This is a genomic window from Bradyrhizobium sp. SZCCHNS3016, from assembly GCF_032484535.1.
Lineage (GTDB): Bacteria > Pseudomonadota > Alphaproteobacteria > Rhizobiales > Xanthobacteraceae > Bradyrhizobium.
Genome location: NZ_JAUETE010000003.1, coordinates 180329 through 197363 on the forward strand (window position 1 = coordinate 180329; position 17035 = coordinate 197363).

At 66.1% G+C, this 17035-nt stretch carries 16 protein-coding genes; 6 read left to right on the forward strand and 10 right to left on the reverse strand.

The genetic code is table 11. The features are described from left to right. Positions 1-49: 49 nt before the first annotated feature. The 3 genes from QW881_RS08295 to QW881_RS08305 are packed head-to-tail and all read right to left on the reverse strand — an operon-like array spanning position 50 to position 3594. On the reverse strand, positions 50-967 hold the full coding sequence (locus QW881_RS08295) for an ABC transporter permease (protein WP_315738536.1): 918 nt from the start codon (positions 965-967) through the stop codon (positions 50-52). Further along, positions 954-2045, reverse strand: a complete 1092-nt coding sequence (locus tag QW881_RS08300) for an ABC transporter permease (RefSeq protein ID WP_315755375.1) — start codon at positions 2043-2045, stop codon at positions 954-956. The genes QW881_RS08295 and QW881_RS08300 overlap by 14 nt, the downstream gene beginning before the upstream one ends. Further along, positions 2029-3594: an ABC transporter ATP-binding protein gene (locus QW881_RS08305; RefSeq protein ID WP_316158191.1), complete on the reverse strand. Its 1566-nt coding sequence runs from the start codon at positions 3592-3594 to the stop codon at positions 2029-2031. Before QW881_RS08305 ends, QW881_RS08300 begins: the two co-directional genes overlap by 17 nt. A 569-nt stretch (positions 3595-4163) precedes the next feature. On the opposite strand from QW881_RS08305, the gene QW881_RS08310 reads away from it, so the two are divergent. Further along, positions 4164-5285 carry a hypothetical protein gene (locus tag QW881_RS08310; RefSeq protein ID WP_316158192.1) on the forward strand — a complete coding sequence of 374 codons (1122 nt, stop codon included), beginning with the start codon at positions 4164-4166 and terminating at the stop codon, positions 5283-5285. Between the two features lie 52 nt (positions 5286-5337). Here QW881_RS08310 and QW881_RS08315 read toward each other — a convergent pair whose 3' ends face one another. From QW881_RS08315 to QW881_RS08325, 3 genes are all read right to left on the reverse strand, one after another. Continuing rightward, positions 5338-5862, reverse strand: a complete 525-nt coding sequence (locus QW881_RS08315) for a nucleoside deaminase (RefSeq protein WP_316158193.1) — start codon at positions 5860-5862, stop codon at positions 5338-5340. A gap of 265 nt (positions 5863-6127) precedes the next feature. Beyond that, positions 6128-7264, reverse strand: a complete 1137-nt coding sequence (locus tag QW881_RS08320) for an MFS transporter (protein ID WP_316158194.1) — start codon at positions 7262-7264, stop codon at positions 6128-6130. 31 nt (positions 7265-7295) lie between these two features. After that, positions 7296-8084 carry a DeoR/GlpR family DNA-binding transcription regulator gene (locus QW881_RS08325; protein WP_316158195.1) on the reverse strand — a complete coding sequence of 263 codons (789 nt, stop codon included), beginning with the start codon at positions 8082-8084 and terminating at the stop codon, positions 7296-7298. Between the two features lie 107 nt (positions 8085-8191). Here QW881_RS08325 and QW881_RS08330 point away from each other — a divergent pair, with 107 nt between their 5' ends. The 3 genes from QW881_RS08330 to QW881_RS08340 all read left to right on the forward strand — a co-directional run bounded on the left by QW881_RS08330 (position 8192) and on the right by QW881_RS08340 (position 10464). Next, the gene (locus tag QW881_RS08330; RefSeq protein WP_316158196.1) at positions 8192-9124 is read left to right on the forward strand and encodes a 2-dehydro-3-deoxygalactonokinase; all 933 of its coding nucleotides are present in this window, start codon (positions 8192-8194) and stop codon (positions 9122-9124) included. A 1-nt stretch (position 9125) separates the two neighbouring features. Beyond that, positions 9126-9767, forward strand: coding sequence for a 2-dehydro-3-deoxy-6-phosphogalactonate aldolase (locus tag QW881_RS08335; protein ID WP_316158197.1), 642 nt, complete (start codon positions 9126-9128; stop codon positions 9765-9767). A 64-nt stretch (positions 9768-9831) separates the two neighbouring features. Continuing rightward, positions 9832-10464 (forward strand): hypothetical protein, encoded by a 633-nt coding sequence (locus tag QW881_RS08340; RefSeq protein WP_316158198.1) that lies wholly within the window; start codon positions 9832-9834, stop codon positions 10462-10464. Here the strand turns inward: QW881_RS08340 and QW881_RS08345 are convergent. Continuing rightward, entirely contained in the window at positions 10445-13099 is a 2655-nt protein-coding gene (locus QW881_RS08345) for a flavin-containing monooxygenase (RefSeq protein WP_316158199.1), read from the reverse strand. The genes QW881_RS08340 and QW881_RS08345 overlap by 20 nt on opposite strands. A gap of 289 nt (positions 13100-13388) precedes the next feature. Here QW881_RS08345 and serA point away from each other — a divergent pair, with 289 nt between their 5' ends. Together serA and QW881_RS08355 are read left to right on the forward strand one after the other, a co-directional pair. After that, entirely contained in the window at positions 13389-14636 is a 1248-nt protein-coding gene (gene serA / locus QW881_RS08350; RefSeq protein WP_315738525.1) for a phosphoglycerate dehydrogenase, read from the forward strand. A gap of 21 nt (positions 14637-14657) precedes the next feature. After that, the gene (locus QW881_RS08355) at positions 14658-15137 is read left to right on the forward strand and encodes a TOBE domain-containing protein (RefSeq protein WP_315738524.1); all 480 of its coding nucleotides are present in this window, start codon (positions 14658-14660) and stop codon (positions 15135-15137) included. On the opposite strand, the gene QW881_RS08360 is transcribed toward QW881_RS08355, so the two are convergent. Genes QW881_RS08360 through QW881_RS08370 form a run of 3 tightly spaced genes read right to left on the reverse strand, consistent with a single transcriptional unit; the run spans position 15046 to position 16927 of the window. Next, positions 15046-15468 (reverse strand): LysR family transcriptional regulator, encoded by a 423-nt coding sequence (locus QW881_RS08360; RefSeq protein WP_315738523.1) that lies wholly within the window; start codon positions 15466-15468, stop codon positions 15046-15048. The two genes, QW881_RS08355 and QW881_RS08360, sit on opposite strands and share 92 nt — an antisense overlap. Next, positions 15465-16055 (reverse strand): DUF2478 domain-containing protein, encoded by a 591-nt coding sequence (locus QW881_RS08365; protein ID WP_316158200.1) that lies wholly within the window; start codon positions 16053-16055, stop codon positions 15465-15467. Before QW881_RS08365 ends, QW881_RS08360 begins: the two co-directional genes overlap by 4 nt. Before the next feature lie 11 nt (positions 16056-16066). After that, positions 16067-16927 (reverse strand): xanthine dehydrogenase, encoded by an 861-nt coding sequence (locus QW881_RS08370; RefSeq protein ID WP_316158201.1) that lies wholly within the window; start codon positions 16925-16927, stop codon positions 16067-16069. Between the last annotated feature and the right edge of the window lie 108 nt (positions 16928-17035).

The following is a 17035-nucleotide window of genomic DNA, read 5'->3' on the forward strand; positions in this document are numbered from 1 at the left end:
TCGTGAGCCAGAGCGTCGCGCCCCATCGCTGGCGCTCCGGATGATTGCTTCAGCGATCCGGCACGAACACCGTTCCCAGCGCCGCCGGCGCGGTGGAGCCGCCGGTGCGGGCGCGCGACAGCAGCACCAGGACGATCACGGTGGCGAGGTACGGCAGCGCCGACATGAACTGCGAGGGGATGCCGACGCCGGCGCCTTGCGCATGCAGCTGCAGGATCGTCACCGCACCGAACAGATAGGCGCCGATGACGAGGCGGCCCGGCCGCCAGGACGCGAACACGACCAGCGCCAGCGCGATCCAGCCGCGCCCCGCGGTCATTCCGGGAATGAAGAACGGCGTGTAGGCGAGCGGCAGATAGGCGCCGGCAAGCCCGGCGCAGCCGCCGCCGAACAACACCGCGAGCAAACGGATGCGCAGCACGGGATAGCCGAGCGCGTGGGCGGAGACATGGTTGTCGCCGCAGGCGCGCAGCACCAGGCCGGCACGGGTGCGGTACAGGAACCACCAGACGGCGATGATCAAGGCGAGCGACAGATAGACGAACGCGTCCTCGCCGAACACGATACGGCCGACCAGCGGGATGTCGCTGAGGCCGGGGATGGAGAGGTGCGGCGCGGTGCTGATGCGCTCGCCGACGAAGCGCGCGCCGATCAGGCCGGACAGACCGATGCCGAGGATGGTCAGCGCGAGGCCCGTCGCCACCTGGTTCACGGCGAGGCCAAGGGTCATGAACGCGAAGATCAACGACATCAGCATGCCGGCGACGATGCCGCACAGCGCGCCGACGATGATCGAGCCGGACAGCCAGGCCCCACCGAAGCCGCAGGCCGCGCCGACGATCATCATGCCCTCGACGCCGAGATTGAGGACACCCGAGCGCTCGGTGACCAGCTCACCGGTGGCCGCCAGCAGCAGCGGCGTCGATGCGGCGAGCACCGACAGGATGATTGCTTCAACCAGCACCACTTTGCACCTGCCGCGCGGCCAAGACGAGCTTGAAACGGTAGAGGATGAGCGAATCGCAGGCGAGCACGTAGAACAGCAGGATGCCCTGGAACACCTTGGTCACATCGAGTGGAATCTTCATTGTGATCTGGGCCTGCTCGCCGCCAATGAACGTCAACGCGAGGAAAAGCCCTGCAATGAATATTCCAACCGGGTTGAGCCGCCCGAGAAAGGCCACGATGATCGCGGTGAAACCATAGCCCGGCGAGATGCCGGGCTGCAGATGTCCGATGGGGCCCGCCACCTCGATGATCCCTGCGAGACCGGCCAATGCGCCCGACACGGCGAACGTCAGAAGGATGAGCTGGTTCGCATTGAAGCCGCCGAACCGCGCCGCACGCGGCGCCACGCCCACGACTCGGATCTCGAACCCCTTGATGGTGCGCTCGAGCAGCACGAAGGCGCCGGCAACGACAATCAGCGCGATGATGCTGCCGAGATGCAGGCGTCCGCCCTCGATCAGCACGGGTACGGTCGCGACCGGGTCGAACTCCGCCGTGGTGGGGAAGTTGAAGCCGGCGGGGTCGCGCCAGGGGCCGCGGACGAGATAGTCGAGCAGGAGATCGGCGACGTAGACCAGCATCAGGCTGGTGAGGATCTCGCTGGCGCCGAACTTGACGCGACACAGCGCCGGGATCAGCGCATAGAGGGCGCCGGCCGCGGCACCTGCGACCAGCATCGCCGGCAGCACCCAGTGTCCCGCCTCGGTGCCCTGCGTCTTCACCGCGATCCAGCTGCCGGCTACGGCCCCGATCAGGAACTGGCCCTCGGCACCGATGTTCCAGGCGTTGGCGAGGTAGCACAGCGACAGGCCGATCGCGATCATCACCAGCGGCGTGGCCTTCACCGCGATCTCCTGCAGCGAATACCCGTCGGTGAGCGGCGCGATGAAGTAGACGCCGAGCGCAGTGATCGGGTTCTTACCGAGCACGGCGAACAGCACGCTCATGGTGACGAGCGTCAGCCCGATCGCGATCAGCGGCGAAACCAGCGCAATGATGCGCGAGCGCTCGGCGCGCTTCTCAAGCACGAGCTGCATGCGCGGCCTCCTTCTCGATGCTGGCGCCGCCCATCAACAGGCCGAGCTTTTCGCGCGTCGCCTCCGCGCGTGGCAGCGCCTTCGAAAGCTGCCCGTGAAACATCACGGCGATGCGGTCGGCGATCTCGATGAGTTCGTCGAGGTCCTGGCTGGTCACGAGGACGGCAGCGCCCGCGCTGGCGAGATCGATCAGCGCCTGGCGGATGATCGCGGCGGCGCCGGCGTCGACGCCCCAGGTCGGCTGGTTGACGACCAGCACCGCCGGCGTGCGCAGGATCTCGCGGCCGACGACGAACTTCTGCAGATTGCCGCCGGACAGGCTCGCCGCTTCCGGATCGCGCTTCGCCTTGCGGACATCGAACGTCTCGGTGGTGCGATCGACGGTCCGCAGCGTCGCTGCCGCGTTGATGAAGCCGTGCCGGACCATGTCGCTGGCAGCGTGTCCCGTCAGCAGCGCATTCTCCGACAGCTTCATCCGCGGGGCGGTGCCGTGCCCCAGCCGCTCCTCCGGCACGAAGGCGGCTCCCATCTTGCGGCGCTGGCTGATCGAGAGATTGCCGCAGGCGAGGCCCTCGATGATGATCGTGCCAGGCTCCTTGACGAGGCGTTCGCCGGACAGCGCAGCAAACAGCTCGTCCTGGCCGTTGCCGGCGATACCAGCAATGCCGAGGATCTCGCCGCCCTTCAGTTCGAAGGAAATGTTCTTGAGGCCCACGCCATGCAGCTCGCTGGGGGCGAGGGTGAGATCATTGACGACCAGGCGCGGCACGGTGGTGCGCCGCTCGGCCGGCGGCTTCACTTCCTTGATCTCGGTCCCCACCATCATGCGGGCCAGCGAGGCAGCCGTCTCCAGCTTCGGATTGCAGGTCGCGACCTTCCTGCCGCTGCGCAGGATGGTGGCGGTGTCGCACAGCCGCTTCACCTCCTCGAGCTTGTGGCTGATGTAGAGGATGGCGCGGCCTTCTGCTTTCAGTCGCTCCAGCACGACGAACAGCTGGTCGGCCTCCTGCGGCGTCAACACGGCGGTGGGCTCGTCCAGGATGAGGAATTTCGGACTCTGCATCAGCGCGCGCACGATCTCGATGCGCTGCCGCTCGCCGACCGACAATTGCCAGACCTCGCGCTTCGGATCGAGCGGCAGTCCGTAGTCGCGCGCGACGTCCGCGAGCCGCGCTGACATGGCCTTGAATGGCTCTTTGCCGTCGAGCCCGAGCGCCACGTTCTCAGCCACGGTGAGGTTGTCGAACAGGGAGAAATGCTGAAACACCATGCCGATGCCGAGAGATCGCGCCTCGGCCGGGCCGGACAGCTTGATGGGCACACCCTGCCAGCGCAACTCACCGGCGCTCGGCTGCACCAGCCCGTAGATCGTCTTCACCAGCGTCGACTTGCCGGCACCGTTCTCGCCGAGCAAGGCGTGAATCTCGCGTGGCCGGATATCGATGTCGATCTCGTCGTTGGCAAGGAAGTCGCCATAGCGCTTGGTCAACCCGATCGTCTGCAGGAGCGGAGGCGTAGGGTTCGGATCGGCCGGCGCGGGTTCAGGCATTTGCTGCGTCGTGGGGCAGGGGAACGAAGATGCCTCAATTGTGATCTAATTTGCCGCGGCGCGTAAGAGGCGAAAAGCGCCATCCTCTGCCCAACTCTTGTCCAAGCGCCCATCGCGCGGCGATCGGCGGATGCAGCGCGCCCTTGGTTGCAAGCAGCGTACGCTGCAATCAGCTGTGATCGATAAAGCTCTGTGGCGCTTTTGAGACACTGGCCGGAAATCGATCCGCCGCAGCAAACTGCATGTTGGATGAGCAGCGTCATCCAATGCGCGTCAGGGGCGCGCTTGCGCGCAGGCTTGCTCGCGAAAGCGCGCGGAAGGCCACGCGGGGGTTTTCGGAAAAACTTCTGCAATGTGAAGCGGCAAGATCGGAATTTGGGAGCATCGCGGCCGCGGCCAATCGTCCCATGTTCAGGCCAGCGTCTGCTGTCGTCGCCGCTGCAATACGGCGGAACCTTGATCAAACTGCGGGCAAGTCCTGGAGAAAGTTGAGGCTTCTCCAGCCGGTGGAACGGCGCAACTGTGCATGCAAGTCCGGAATCGGCGCTTGTCAACTGGGGGTGTTCTGAATGTCGTTACGTCAAACAATCGCGGCGGCCGTCGCGCTGGGCGCGGCAGCGCTTAGCTCAGTCGGTGTCGCAGGGGCTGCTGACCTGCCCGCCAAGGCGATCGCGAAGAAGGCTCCGGCCGAGGTGCCGTTCTTCCTCGTCGTCGATAATCGCGTCAGCTACTCCTACATCTTCGATGCCAGCCAGCCTGGTGCATGGAGCGTCAACGGCAACGGCACGTTCAACGCCAAGACCGCCAAGCAGGTCTATTCGTTCACCCATTTCGACGTCTGGGGTTACGGCACTAACTTCTTCACGATCTCGCTATTCAAGTCGGACCACAACGACCCGGCGGGGCCCTGCACGCAGACCGGCGGCATCGTCTCGCCCAACGCGGGCTTCGCGTTCACGCCGGCGAGCTGCGCCGGTGCGACCGAGATCTACGGCCTGTTCCGCTCGACCTTCGGCTGGAACCAGATCTTCAACACCAAGGCCTTCACGATAGGGCCGCTGCAGAACATCTCGTTCGAGGTGGGCATGGATGCCAATACCGAGAACCGCTACTTCGGCGCGGCCAAGCGTGACGTCGTCGCCGGTCTGCAGTTCGCGTTCAACCTGCCTTACAAGGGCTACTTCAACGTCGCTCCCTTGATGTACTGGGAGTTCGCCAACCACAACTCGTTCTCGCAGTGCGGCGCCGGCTGGTCGAACCCCTGCATCTCCGACGGCAACACCTCGTTCAAGCCAACCTGGGCGGTCGAGACCAACTACTACATGGATCTCGGTTTCTTGCCTGAGAGCATGCAGTTCTTCTCGATCTCGGGTCGCGCCGGCTGGTACGGCAAGAAGGGCACCGATACCGAGCCGCTCCCGGCCAGCGTCGCGAACGGCGTCTATCCGACCAAGGTCGAGTTCAACTCCGAGCCGATCCGCCTGACCTTCGATGCGTCGAAGGCGATGTGGGGTGAGAAGCAGAGCCACATGATCGACGTCTGGGTGGCCTATCGCTACTGGCAGAACAAGTTCGGCCTCGACCACAACAACGCGGTCGGCTGTTCCGTCGCCGGTGGAGGCGGCACTCGCGTCGCCACGGGCGCTTGCACCGAGTCGTCGCTCTACTCGGGCGTGACCGTGAAGTTCTGATACGGATCGAAGCACTCGAAGAGGGCGCCGCGGCTCGGTCGCGGCGTCTGCTTCATTTGTCCCAGGCTCCTTCATGCAGCGCCGCGGCTTCCTCCTCCAACAAGGGGCCGACAATCTCGGTTGCGCGCTGGCCGCTCGCGAACACCTCGCGGCAGGGCAGGTCGAGCGTCGGGTTCTCCGGATGGTTGCCGGTAAGATCGCGTAGCCGCCGCTCGCTGAGGCCGTAGACCACGCGTCCGATGCCGGCCCAGTAGATGGCGCCCGCGCACATCGCGCACGGCTCTGCCGACGAATACAGCGTAGCCATAGCTCTGATCTCGGGGGCAATCGACGTGCAGGCCTGCGTCGCGACCAGTCGTTCTGCGTGCGCTGTGGCATCGCGCGCTGGCAGGTAGCCGTTTTCACTTTCGATCAGGACCCTGCCGTCAGCATCGACGAGAATGGCGGCGAACGGATGATTGCCGTGTGACCTCGAGCGGAGGGCGACAGCGAAGCTGTGGCGCAGGAAATGCGCGTCGCGCGCCTGTGTGTCGGCAAATCCGTCTTCGTCCGCAGGGGCCTCGCCATCGATCTCCATTAGACTGCTCCGCTGTCTGTCCGGCGATCCTGAGCCGTCCGGATGAGCTTCGCAAGGGAGGCGATGCCTGCAACCTGCGTTGCGGGGCGGCGCACGAAGCGGGGCAGGCGGGCAGGTTACGATGGCAGCGAACGCGGATTCCAGGATTGCCGTCTACGCCGCGCCGACGATGATGAGAATGAGAGTAACGATATTGGGTGTGCGCCCGATTCTGCTCTTGGCTGGGGCATGAGATGCGTATCAAAGCCAAGCACCGGGCTCGTTCCTAATTTGGCGCAGCTACGACGCGTGGTGCGCTCAGCAGCACAATGACGAGAAGTGCGGCCAACATCCAGAACGCGGCCGGCAGGCTGGTGGCCGCGGCGACGAAGCCGATGCCGGCGGGCCCAAGCAGTACGCCGGAGTAGCCGGCGGTGGTGACGGCGGCGACGGCCAGCCCGACCGGCATCGCGGTCTGCGCGCCGGTCCGGCGGAACAGCACCGGGACCAGGTTCGATGCACCCAAGCCGATCAGCGCGAAGCCGGCCATGGCAGCAACAATCCAGGGAACCGCGAGCAGCACGACGAAGCCGGTGATCGCGATGACGCTGCCCCCCAGTAACGTCGCGCGATCGCCGATCCGTGCAACCACGGCATCGCCGACGAGACGCCCGGCGGTCATTGCGATCGAGAACATGATGTAGCCCAGCCCGGCTTGCGCGGCCGGCAGGCGGCCCGACCCGGCGAGCAACAGCGCGCTCCAGTCGAGCATCGCACCCTCGACCAGGAACATGATCGCGGCGAGCGCCGCCAGCAGCAGCACTGCGCCGTGAGGAAGCACGAGCAGAGGGCCCGATTGCGCCGGTTTGCTCGCTATCAGTCGTGGGGCAGCCACGGTCATCGCGGTCAGGGCGAGCGCACAGCAGGCGAGCGTGCCGAGCAGCGGCGCGATATCGAACGCGAGCAGCGCAGTCATGACGCCGGAGCCTGCGAAGCCGCCGATGCTGAACTGCGCGTGGAAGCCGGACATCAGCGGACGCTCGCTCAGCCGCTCGACGTCGATCGCCTGGATGTTCACGGCGACGTCGAGCGAGCCGAGCGCCGCGCCAAAGGCGAACAGCGCAAGCCCGAGCGTGGCTGGCGTCGAGGCGATCGTCAGCGGGGGCAGCAGCATGCTCAAGGCGATGCCGCTGACGATGACGACGGGCTTGCTGCCGTAGCGGGCGCTCAGGAGACCTGCCGCCAACATCGATGCGACCGAGCCCACGCCGAGCGAGAGCAGCAGCAGCCCGAGCGTCGCATCGTCGACCCCCAGCCGCTGCTTGGCGAACGGCACCAGCGGAGCCCAGCAGGCGATGCCGAAGCCGGCGACGAAAAAAGCCAGGCGTGTCGCGAGCCGCGCCGCGCGGTGATCCGAACTCATCTGGAAGATTCCTGAAATTCTGAAGGCGCCGTCATCCGGGCGGGGTGGCGGTCATGATGGTAGCTCCCGCCCGTCTGAGCAGGGCGAGTCGGGCCGCCGGCGCATCATGCTCGACGGTGAGCTGGCTGATCGTCTTGGCGCCGGCGATACGGTGGGGGGCTCGGGTCTCGAGCTTGTCGTTGGTGACCATTGCGACGCTTACGCGGCTCAGCGACAGCAGCGTTCGCTTGAACGTTGCGTCAGTCGGATCAACCGCGCTGATGCCGCCTTGCGCCGATACAGCGCAGGCGCCGATGAAGCAGCGGTCGATGTTCAAGCGCTGTACCTGCATGATGGCGTCGGCGTCGACACAACCGCCGACTGCGGGGTGAACGGAGCCGCCGATCACGATCAACTGCAGGTCCTGCCGATGCAGCACGGTTGCGGCAATGTCGATGGCGTTGGTCGCGACGGTGAGATCGAAATCATCGGGCAGGACTTCAGCGAGGGCGAGATTGGTGCTGCCACTATCGAGGAAGAGAAACTCCCCACGCGCGATGCTGCGGGCGGCCGACCGGGCGAGCGCCAGCTTGCGTTCGCGATCTTGCCCGATACGCGCCGCCATCGGTGCCATGCCGCCGGCGATGGGCAATGCGCCGCCATACACGCGGCGGCAGCGTCCTTCGGCGGCAAGCGCGCGAAGATCGCGCCGGATCGCATCCTCGGAGACGCCGAATTCGTCGGCGAGGGCGGTCGCGATGACCGCTTGCCCCGCAGAGAGGCGGCCGGCGATCTGGTCGCGGCGCGCCAGTGGAAGGTCTGACATGCCGCTTGTTACCATGCATGAACAAGAATAACAACGTGCATAATCGTGCATGATGCAATTTGTTGTTTGCGTGGCCCGCCCGGCGTGCCATTGCCAGACGTGGAAGTGTTCGGGAGCAGGATGTGACCGCCGTCTATTCGTCAGCAACGCCGGCCTTTGTCGCCGTCGACTGGGGAACCTCCAGTTTCCGTGCCTGGCTTATGGCCGGAGACGGGACGGAGCTTGCCGAGAGCCGTGGTGGCGAGGGCATGCTGCATTGCGCGACATCAGGCTTCGCGCCGGTGCTGCGCGATCATCTGGCGAAGCTTGGCGCACCGGCCGATGTTCCGGTGCTGATCTGCGGCATGGCCGGCGCGCGGCAAGGCTGGGTCGAGACGCCGTATCTGCACACGCCCACCCGTCTGGATGCGCTGTATGCCGGAGCGATCAGTGTCGACGCCGACCGCGACGTCAGAATTCTGCCGGGACTGGCGCAGGTTCGCGCGGACCGGCCGGACGTGATGCGCGGCGAGGAAACCCAGCTGCTCGGCGTCACCGAGCCGGATTTCACCGGGATCGTCTGCATTCCGGGCACCCACAGCAAATGGATCCAGATCGATGCCGGCGTGGTGATCGACTTCGCCACCTACATGACCGGTGAGCTGTTCGCGGTGGTCTCTCAGCATAGCATCCTGATGCATGCCGTCGAACCGGAAGCCTCGACCGTCGAGCACGACACAGCGTTCCGCGAGAGCCTCGCGGCGGCCCTGGCTGCGCCGACGGCACTGACGAACGCGCTGTTCCGGCTGCGCGCGGCGCAGCTCCTCGGCTTCGAGCGGCGGTCCGATGGGGCTGCAAGGCTCTCCGGGATTCTGATCGGCAGCGAAATCGCCGATGCGCGCGCGCGGTTCGGCGCCGAGCTTCCACTCCGGTTGATCGGAGCGGGCCGGCTCGGCCGCCTCTATGGCGAGGCGCTGGCCGCTGCTGGTTTCGACGTGAATGAATGCGATGCCGAACGGGCGTCACGCCGCGGCCTGCTCAAGGCCGCGCGGCAGATCTGGGGAGCGCGTTTCTGAAATGACACAGTCCGTCGCCTGGCCGCATGTGAAGCGGTCGCTCGTTGCGATCCTGCGCGGTATCAAACCCGACGAGTCCGAGGCCATCGTCGATGTCCTGATCGAAGCCGGTTTCGAGCTGATCGAGGTTCCTCTCAACTCGCCGGAACCGTTCGTCTCGATCGAGCGTCTGGCATCTCGGTTCGGCAAGGACTGCCTGATCGGCGCAGGAACGGTCGTCAATGCCGCGGATTGCGTGCGCGTTGCGGAGGCCGGCGGGCGCCTGATGGTCAGCCCGAACGTCGACGTCGAAGTGCTGGCGACGGCGCAGGCCTATGACATGGTGACCATGCCCGGGGTCTTCACGCCGACCGAGGCCTTTCTGGCTTTGCATTGCGGCGCCTCGGCCCTGAAATACTTTCCGGCGTCAGTGCTCGGTCCGTCGGGGATTGCAGCGCAACTTGCAGTCCTGTCGAAAGGCGTCGTGGTCGGCGCCGTCGGCGGTGTATCGGACAAGACGCTCGCCTCCTACGTCGCCGTCGGCGTGCGCGCCTTCGGTCTCGGCTCGAGCCTGTACAAGCCGGGCATGAGCGCGAGCGATGTGCGGGAGACAGCTCGAGCCTCGGTCAAGGCGTATGACGAGGCTATTCGCGGTCAGGGCTGAGCTGGTAACTCGTGACAGTTTCGTGACTGTTCCCGAAACCCGTTGTGAGGGCTCGGCATTGTAGGTGAACATATTGTTCGTCCTTGGCAAGTGCCATGATCCGCGCCATCGGGAAGAAGATCACACCGGCAATTTCGGTGCCCTTTCGCAAGCAAAGTTCCGCCACGGCCATCCACGTCGAGCCGACCAAGGCGGACCGCATCATTGCGGACGTAGCTGCACGAACCACGGAGCCGTGGCTGCAAAAGCTAGCACGCGGCCTCGCGTGGGGGGCGGACGAGAAGGTGTGGTTGGCCCTGACATCGGTGGCTTGGCTGGTGACGCGCGGCCAAAGCAGCCGCGTTCGCGCGACGACCACTCATGCAGCGTCACCCTGATCGAGGCGCACGAGATCAGGCGTAAGCGCCAACAGGGATTCTTCGGCGAGCGGCGCGGACGCGAAGCGGCTGCGCTCGACACCGTAGGCGCGGTGCTCGGCAGCCTCGGCATGCTGGCGTTCGCGGCCGTATTCTCCACGCTGGTTCAGTTAAGCGTTGCGACCGCCTTCGCCGCCGCAACAACGGCGTGGCTCGTCGTCTCGGTGACAGCGTGGGCGATCCGACGCAAGCTGCGCGTCGCAGCAACGGCCCGCAAGGCTGCGGGCCGTTGCGATACTGCTCGGCCGCAGCCTCCGCTGGTCAGCTCGCGGCGGCGTTGAGCTCCAGCGATTCGCCTTCTTCCGCAGACTGGGTGAACGCCTGCAGCGCCTCCGCCATCCGCATGCGGCCGCCGACGCCGGTGATGACGACGTCGACCATCACGAACGACGAATGGAAGTGGCCGTGCGCCTTGAGCTGTCCGACCGGCACGCCCGCGGCGGCGAGGGCTTCCGCATAGGCAATCCCCTCGTCGCGCAGCGGATCGAACTCGCAGGTGACGATGTAGGCCGGCGGCAGGCCCTGCAGCTTGCCCCGCAACGGTGATGCGCGCGGATCGGTGCGATCCGCCGGCGAGCAGTAGATGTCCCAGAACCAGTACATCAGCGACCGCGTCAGGAAGTAGCCGGTCGCATTCTCCGTGTAGGACGGACGATCGAAGCTGCAGTCGGTGGCCGGGCACAGCAGCAGCTGGCCGCCGATATCAGGCCCGCCGCGATCTCGCGCGAGCTGGCAGGTGACCGCAGCGATGTTGCCGCCGGCGCTCCACCCTGCCACCAGCACCGGTCCCTCGCGTCCGCCGAGCTCGGCGGCGTGCTCGGCCACCCAGCGCGTCGCCGCATAGCCGTCCTCAGCCGCCGCCGGGAAGCGGTGCTCGGGCGCATGGCGATAGTTCACGCTGACGAAAATCATGTTGGAGCGGCGGCACATGTCGCGGCAGAACGGATCGTCCGACTGCTCGTCGCCGAGGACCCAGCCGCCGCCATGAAAGTACACCACGATCGGATGCGGGCCGGGCGTCGCCGGACGATAGAGCCGGTAGGCCAGGGGACCGTCAGCGCCCTGCAATGTGCCATCCTTGACTTCGCCAACGGGACGTCCAGGCGGCCTCGTCGCGTTGAACTGCGCGACGAATTCACGGGCGCCGGCCGCGCCCATCGATTCGATCGGCGGCAGGTTCATCTCGGCCAGCATGTTCAGCACCAGCCGGACATCCGGCTGCAGCCGCACGATCTCGCCGTCATTGCATTGGGACGCGCCGTTCGGACCTGACAGCTTGAAGCCGAGCATGCCGCGGCTGACGATCTCGTTGCAGATGCCGCGATAGGGGCCGACGCCGCCGGTGTAGGGCATCAGCGTCTGCGGCTTGCCCGGCACGTTGGCGCCGGTGTACCAGGTGTTGGCGAGCCGATGCAGCGTCACGGTCGCGCAGTCTGCCATGTGGCGCGCCCAGCCGGCCTGCGCGGTCTCCGTGGGCTCAATGGTGGTGAAGCCGTCCTCGCGAAGGGCGATGAGACGGTCGACCACCCAGTCGACATGCTGCTCGATCGAGACCGCCATGTTCGACAGCACTGACGGGCTGCCGGGACCCGTGATCAGAAACAGATTGGGAAAGTCCGCGATCGTGAGTCCGAGATAGGTTTGCGGTCCGTTGGCCCAGACATCCTCCAGTGATTTGCCGCCGCGCCCGGTGATCGGATGCACGGCGCGGATCGCACCGGTCATGGCGTCGAAGCCGGTCGCGAACACGATGACGTCGATGTCGAAGCTGCGCCTGTCGGTCTTGATGCCATCAGCGGTGATGGATGTGATCGGCTCCTGGCGCAGATTGACCAGCGTGACGTTGGGGCGATTGAACGTCTGATAGTAGTTGGTGTCGAGGCAGGGGCGTTTGGCGCCGAACGGATGGTCATGGGGCGTGAGCGCTGCGGCGGTCTCGGGATCCTTGACGATCTCGTGGATCTTCTCGCGGATGAGATCGGCGAGCAGCGCGTTGCCGTCGGGGTCGACGCCCTGGTCGGCCCAGAGCTGCGTCAGCATGCCGACGAGGTCGCCAGAGGCCCACAGCTTCTCGAAGCGCTCGCGGCGCTCGGCCTCGCTCATCTGCCAGCTGAACTCGGTGGCCGGTGGAATCGGCACGCCGGTCATCGACCAGCGCGCCTGCTGGCGCAGCCCGTTGCGATCCTCTGCGAGCTGCGCGGCGCGATCGGCCGGGAGCGGACCATTATGCGCAGGCAGTGCGAAGTTCGGCGTGCGCTGGAACACCGTGAGCTGCGCTGCCTGCTCGGCGATGAGCGGGATCGACTGGATGCCGGAGGAGCCGGTGCCGATCACGGCCACGCGCTTGCCGCGGAGGTCGACGCCGTCATGCGGCCAGCGGCTGGTGAAGTAGATCTCGCCCTTGAAGTCGTGCACACCGTCGATTTCCGGCGGCTTCGGCTGCGACAGGCAGCCGGTCGCCATGATGTAGTGGTGGCAGGAGACGGCGGGGCCCTTGTCGGTCGTCAGCAGCCAGCGCTCCTTGGCATCGTCCCAGGAGGCGCCGAGGACACGGGTACCGAAGCGGATGTCGCGGCGCAGATCGTAGCGGTCGGCGACGAAGCCAAGATAGCGCAGGATCTCCGGCTGGGTGGCGTATTTCTCCGACCATTGCCAGGCCTTCTCGAGCTCGGGATCGAAGGTGTAGCTGTAGTCGACGGTCTGGATGTCGCAGCGCGCGCCGGGATACCGGTTCCAGTACCAGGTGCCGCCGACGTCGTTTGCCGTGTCCAGCGTCACGGTCGAGAAGCCCGCCTTGCGCAGGCGGTGCAGCAGGTAAAGCCCCGCAAATCCGGCACCCACGACGGCGACATCGACCGTCTGCGTTTCACCGGCCGACACCTCCGACGCGCGTGTCTCGACAACCCCGTCTGACATGCTGACCTCCCGATGATTTTGTGATTGGAAGAAAGGCTAGCTCTGCTCGCATGGTTTGTCAGCAGCCAAAACAGCGATCTCCGGTTGTTGCAGTGCAGGCCGTGCGGTGCGGAAGGTATGCCAGGCGCTGATTTTGCATCGCCGGTCAAAATGCCGGTGCGGAGTGGACAAGACCCTGGGAAAGCGACAGAAAGCGTTCCTACCGCGTCGCATTCACCAAGTTTCAACGCATCGCGACTGTAACAACCGCTACACTACGCCACATCCACGACTGAATCAGGCCAGGCCCATGCCGCTATCGCTGCCCAAGCAAAAGATCCGCGTTCTGCTCCTAGAGGGCGTGAACGACTCGGCCGTCCGCATGTTCGAGGCCAATGGCTATACGGAAATCGAACGGCTGCCGAAGGCGCTCGGTTCGGCGGAGTTGAAGCGTATGCTGTCGGGCGTGCACATGCTGGGCATTCGCTCGCGCACGCATCTCACCGCCGACGTGCTGCAGGCCGCCGACCGGCTGATGGTGGTCGGCTGCTTCTCCGTCGGCACCAATCAGGTCGATCTCGATGCCGCGAAGCGGCTCGGCATCCCCGTGTTCAATGCGCCCTATTCGAACACCCGCAGCGTCGCCGAGCTGACGATCGCCGAAGTCGTGATGCTGATGCGCCGAATCTTCCCGCGCTCGGTGTCGGCGCATGCCGGCGGCTGGGACAAGTCGGCCAATGGCAGCCGAGAGGTGCGCGGCAAGACCCTCGGCATCATCGGCTATGGCAACATCGGCTCGCAGCTGTCGAACCTCGCCGAGGCCATGGGCATGCGGGTGATCTTCTTCGATCTCACCGACAAGCTCCGCCACGGCAACACCGAGCCGGTCGAGAGCCTTGATGAGCTGCTGGCGATGAGCGACGTCGTGTCGCTGCACGTGCCGGAGACGCCGGCGACCGCCAACATGATCGGCGAGCGCCAGATCCGTCACATGAAGGACGGGGCCTATCTGATCAACAATTCGCGCGGCACCGTGGTCGACATCGAAGCGCTGGCCAGCGCGCTGCGCGAGGGCAAGCTCGCCGGCGCCGCGGTCGACGTGTTCCCGGCGGAGCCGGCATCGAACGCCGATCCGTTCGTCTCGCCGCTGCAGGGCCTGCCCAACGTGATCCTGACCCCGCATGTCGGCGGCTCCACCGAGGAGGCGCAGGACCGAATTGGTGGCGAGGTCGCGCGCAAGCTGATCGACTATTCCGACGTCGGTTCGACCTTCGGCGCCGTCAACTTCCCGCAGGTACAATTGCCGGCACGCCCGACCGGCACGCGCTTCATCCATGTCCACCGCAACGTGCCGGGCGTGCTGCGCCAGGTCAACGAGGCGGTGGCGCGGCACAACATCAACATCCTCGCGCAATATCTTCAGACCGATCCTGAGGTCGGCTATGTCGTGCTCGAAACCGACGTGGTCGGCGGCGAGGGTGAGGCGCTGCTGTCGGAGCTGCGCGCGGTGGAAGGCACGATCCGCGTCCGCGTGCTGTATGATCACGACCGGCCTTGAGGCCGTGGAGGCTGCTGCGCGATGACCGGCCAGTCTGCATCGTCTTCAGCCTCGTCCGTCGTTCTCAGCACGACGGTTCCCGCGCGCGTGCTGCGCCATGATCCGCAATATGGCATGTCGACGCTGTTCTTTGCCGATGGCGAGTTGCGCGTGCCGATGGTGGACGCGGCGATCGACGCCGGCGTCTCGGTGACCATCGAGGCCCGCGACGTCTCGATCGCGCTGTCGCGGCCGATGGACGTGTCGATCACCAACCGGCTGCCGGGCCGGATCGAGCAGATCCTGCCGCTCGAGCCGCCCTACGTGCGCGTCACCTTCGATCTCGGCGCGACCAGGCTGCATGCGCTGGTGACGCTGGAGTCGGTCGAGCGGTTGGCGCTGGAGCCGGATCTGTCCGCCTGGGCGATGATCAAGAGCGTCGCGATCGGACCCGGCGCGGTTCGGCCTTCGGAGCTGCCTCGGCCGCGCCGCTGGCCCGCTTCTGATAGCGGGGATCCGTAGCCTTCTGCAGCTCGCCGAGCGCAGCGGCCGTGGCTGTGCGCGTGCGCCGCTCCATCGAGCGGTACAGCGCGATCAGCCGCTCGCCGAACGGCGTGATCTCCGCGCCGCCGCCCCGGCGCCCCGGATGAGTCTCGAACACCGGCGTCTCGAAGGTGCGGTTGAGCGCATCGACCATCAGCCAGCATTTGCGGTAGGAGATGCCGCTCGCGCGCGCGGCGCCGAGGATCGAGCGCTCCCTCCGGATGATATCGATCAGCAGCAGATCCTCCGGGCACAGGCTGCCGCCATTGCCGAAGTTGATGGTCAATGCGATCTGAGCTTCGCGCTTCATCCCATTCCGATCCGCTCGCGTTGAGAGCCAACCATGTCACGAGTGGCTCGCGATGTCACCCAGCGGCCGTACCGCGCCTCGATCCAGCCCGGCCGGCGCGCGATATCGGCGTCAACGTGCTCGGCGAACGCGCCGGCAAAGCGCGTCCACGCGTCCATCATCGCCGGTGAGACCGCCGTGATGACCGGGAGGCCGGCTGCGATGGCGGAGCCGAAGGCATCGGCAAGGCCACCTCCTGCCGCTTCCTGCTTGCCGAACTTGCTGAGGATCACGATGTCGGTGCCCCGCGAGATCGACTGCTGCACGGCGGCGCAGGCGAGCACGAGGCCCTCCGGGTCGAGATTGCAGGCCTGCGACTCCGGGCCGAGATCCTGAGAGATCGCGAACACGCGGCCATCGTCGAGGCTGCGCAGCATCATGGCCTTGCACGGCCTGGCCTTGTCGGCGCTGCTCTCGATCACGCCGGAGACACGCAGGCCATTCTCCGAGAGATGCTTGGCGAAATCGCCGAGCATCTCCTGGATCACGCTGGACGCTGCGCCCTGCAGCGCCACGATCTGACAAGTCCCGACGTCAGCGACACCCATGGCAGTCCTCCTCATACGTTGGCGGAGACGCGGCCCGCCGTCCGACCGGTTTGCATGATCAGGTGAAGGGCCGCGACGACGCTCGCCGCGATGGCCTGTCCGCGCTCGTCCATGCCGGTCCAGGCGGCTTGACGGCCGCGCGGATCGATCTCGAGCAGCTTGACGTTGGCCGGCACGCGTACGCCGTCGCGTGCGATGCCGCGCAGCGCGCCGTCGAGCGGTGCGAGCACCGGCGTGCCGCCGAGCGAGCCGAGCTGCAGGCCCTTGTAGACCCGGGTGCCGATGTCGAGCGGGGTATGCCAGACGGCCTCCTGGTCTGAATAGACGAAACGCTCGCGGCCGGCGCCGCCGAGATCGCGTGCCTTGCCGTCCGCATCGCGCGTCGTGCCATGGGCCAAGATCGTGCCGGTCTCGCGGGGATGAGTCTCGATCGCGACGTCGCAATTGTGCCCGATCGCGAAACGCGGCCCGATGCCGACGGCGATACCGGCGACGCCGCGCAGATCCGGCGTCAACAGATGCTTTTGCATGCGGGCGTCGACGATGACGGCCGGATAGCGGAAGGCGATGATGTCGGTCAGATGCATCCCGGTCACGGCGGCCTGGTCTGGCTCACGGTGAATCCGCACGACATCGGTGATGCTCTCGGCGCGGGAGCCGATCACGCCGTCGAGGTCGCGCGTCTCGCCGAACAGGACATCATGGAAGGCCATGCCGCGCCGGATCACCGGCGGGAAGGCGTCATGGCATAGTACGACCGCGAAGCGGGCATGATTGAGCTTGGCCGCGACGGCGGAGGCGATCTCGTTGGTGCCCAGCACCAGCGCAAGCGGCTTGGGCGCGTTCGGATGCCAGGTGACGGCGGCTTTCATGCTGATGACCTCTTGTTGCGAGATCCAGATAGCAAGCACCGGGCCAGACGATGTCATGCCGCTCAACTCGTTCATTGCATTGACGAAATCAAAGCGCCTGCCGCTTTG

What these genes read in the sequence shown, in the direction of transcription:
- QW881_RS08310 (WP_316158192.1), top strand. Translation starts at nt 4,164, where the DNA reads ATGTCGTTACGTCAAACAATCGCGGCGGCCGTCGCGCTGGGCGCGGCA.
- QW881_RS08345 (WP_316158199.1), bottom strand. Translation starts at nt 13,099, where the DNA reads ATGTCAGACGGGGTTGTCGAGACACGCGCGTCGGAGGTGTCGGCCGGT.
- QW881_RS08335 (WP_316158197.1), top strand. Translation starts at nt 9,126, where the DNA reads ATGACACAGTCCGTCGCCTGGCCGCATGTGAAGCGGTCGCTCGTTGCG.
- QW881_RS08365 (WP_316158200.1), bottom strand. Translation starts at nt 16,055, where the DNA reads ATGGGTGTCGCTGACGTCGGGACTTGTCAGATCGTGGCGCTGCAGGGC.
- QW881_RS08305 (WP_316158191.1), bottom strand. Translation starts at nt 3,594, where the DNA reads ATGCCTGAACCCGCGCCGGCCGATCCGAACCCTACGCCTCCGCTCCTG.
- QW881_RS08325 (WP_316158195.1), bottom strand. Translation starts at nt 8,084, where the DNA reads ATGGTAACAAGCGGCATGTCAGACCTTCCACTGGCGCGCCGCGACCAG.
- serA (WP_315738525.1), top strand. Translation starts at nt 13,389, where the DNA reads ATGCCGCTATCGCTGCCCAAGCAAAAGATCCGCGTTCTGCTCCTAGAG.
- QW881_RS08355 (WP_315738524.1), top strand. Translation starts at nt 14,658, where the DNA reads ATGACCGGCCAGTCTGCATCGTCTTCAGCCTCGTCCGTCGTTCTCAGC.
- QW881_RS08320 (WP_316158194.1), bottom strand. Translation starts at nt 7,264, where the DNA reads ATGAGTTCGGATCACCGCGCGGCGCGGCTCGCGACACGCCTGGCTTTT.
- QW881_RS08360 (WP_315738523.1), bottom strand. Translation starts at nt 15,468, where the DNA reads ATGAAGCGCGAAGCTCAGATCGCATTGACCATCAACTTCGGCAATGGC.
- QW881_RS08370 (WP_316158201.1), bottom strand. Translation starts at nt 16,927, where the DNA reads ATGAAAGCCGCCGTCACCTGGCATCCGAACGCGCCCAAGCCGCTTGCG.
- QW881_RS08315 (WP_316158193.1), bottom strand. Translation starts at nt 5,862, where the DNA reads ATGGAGATCGATGGCGAGGCCCCTGCGGACGAAGACGGATTTGCCGAC.
- QW881_RS08300 (WP_315755375.1), bottom strand. Translation starts at nt 2,045, where the DNA reads ATGCAGCTCGTGCTTGAGAAGCGCGCCGAGCGCTCGCGCATCATTGCG.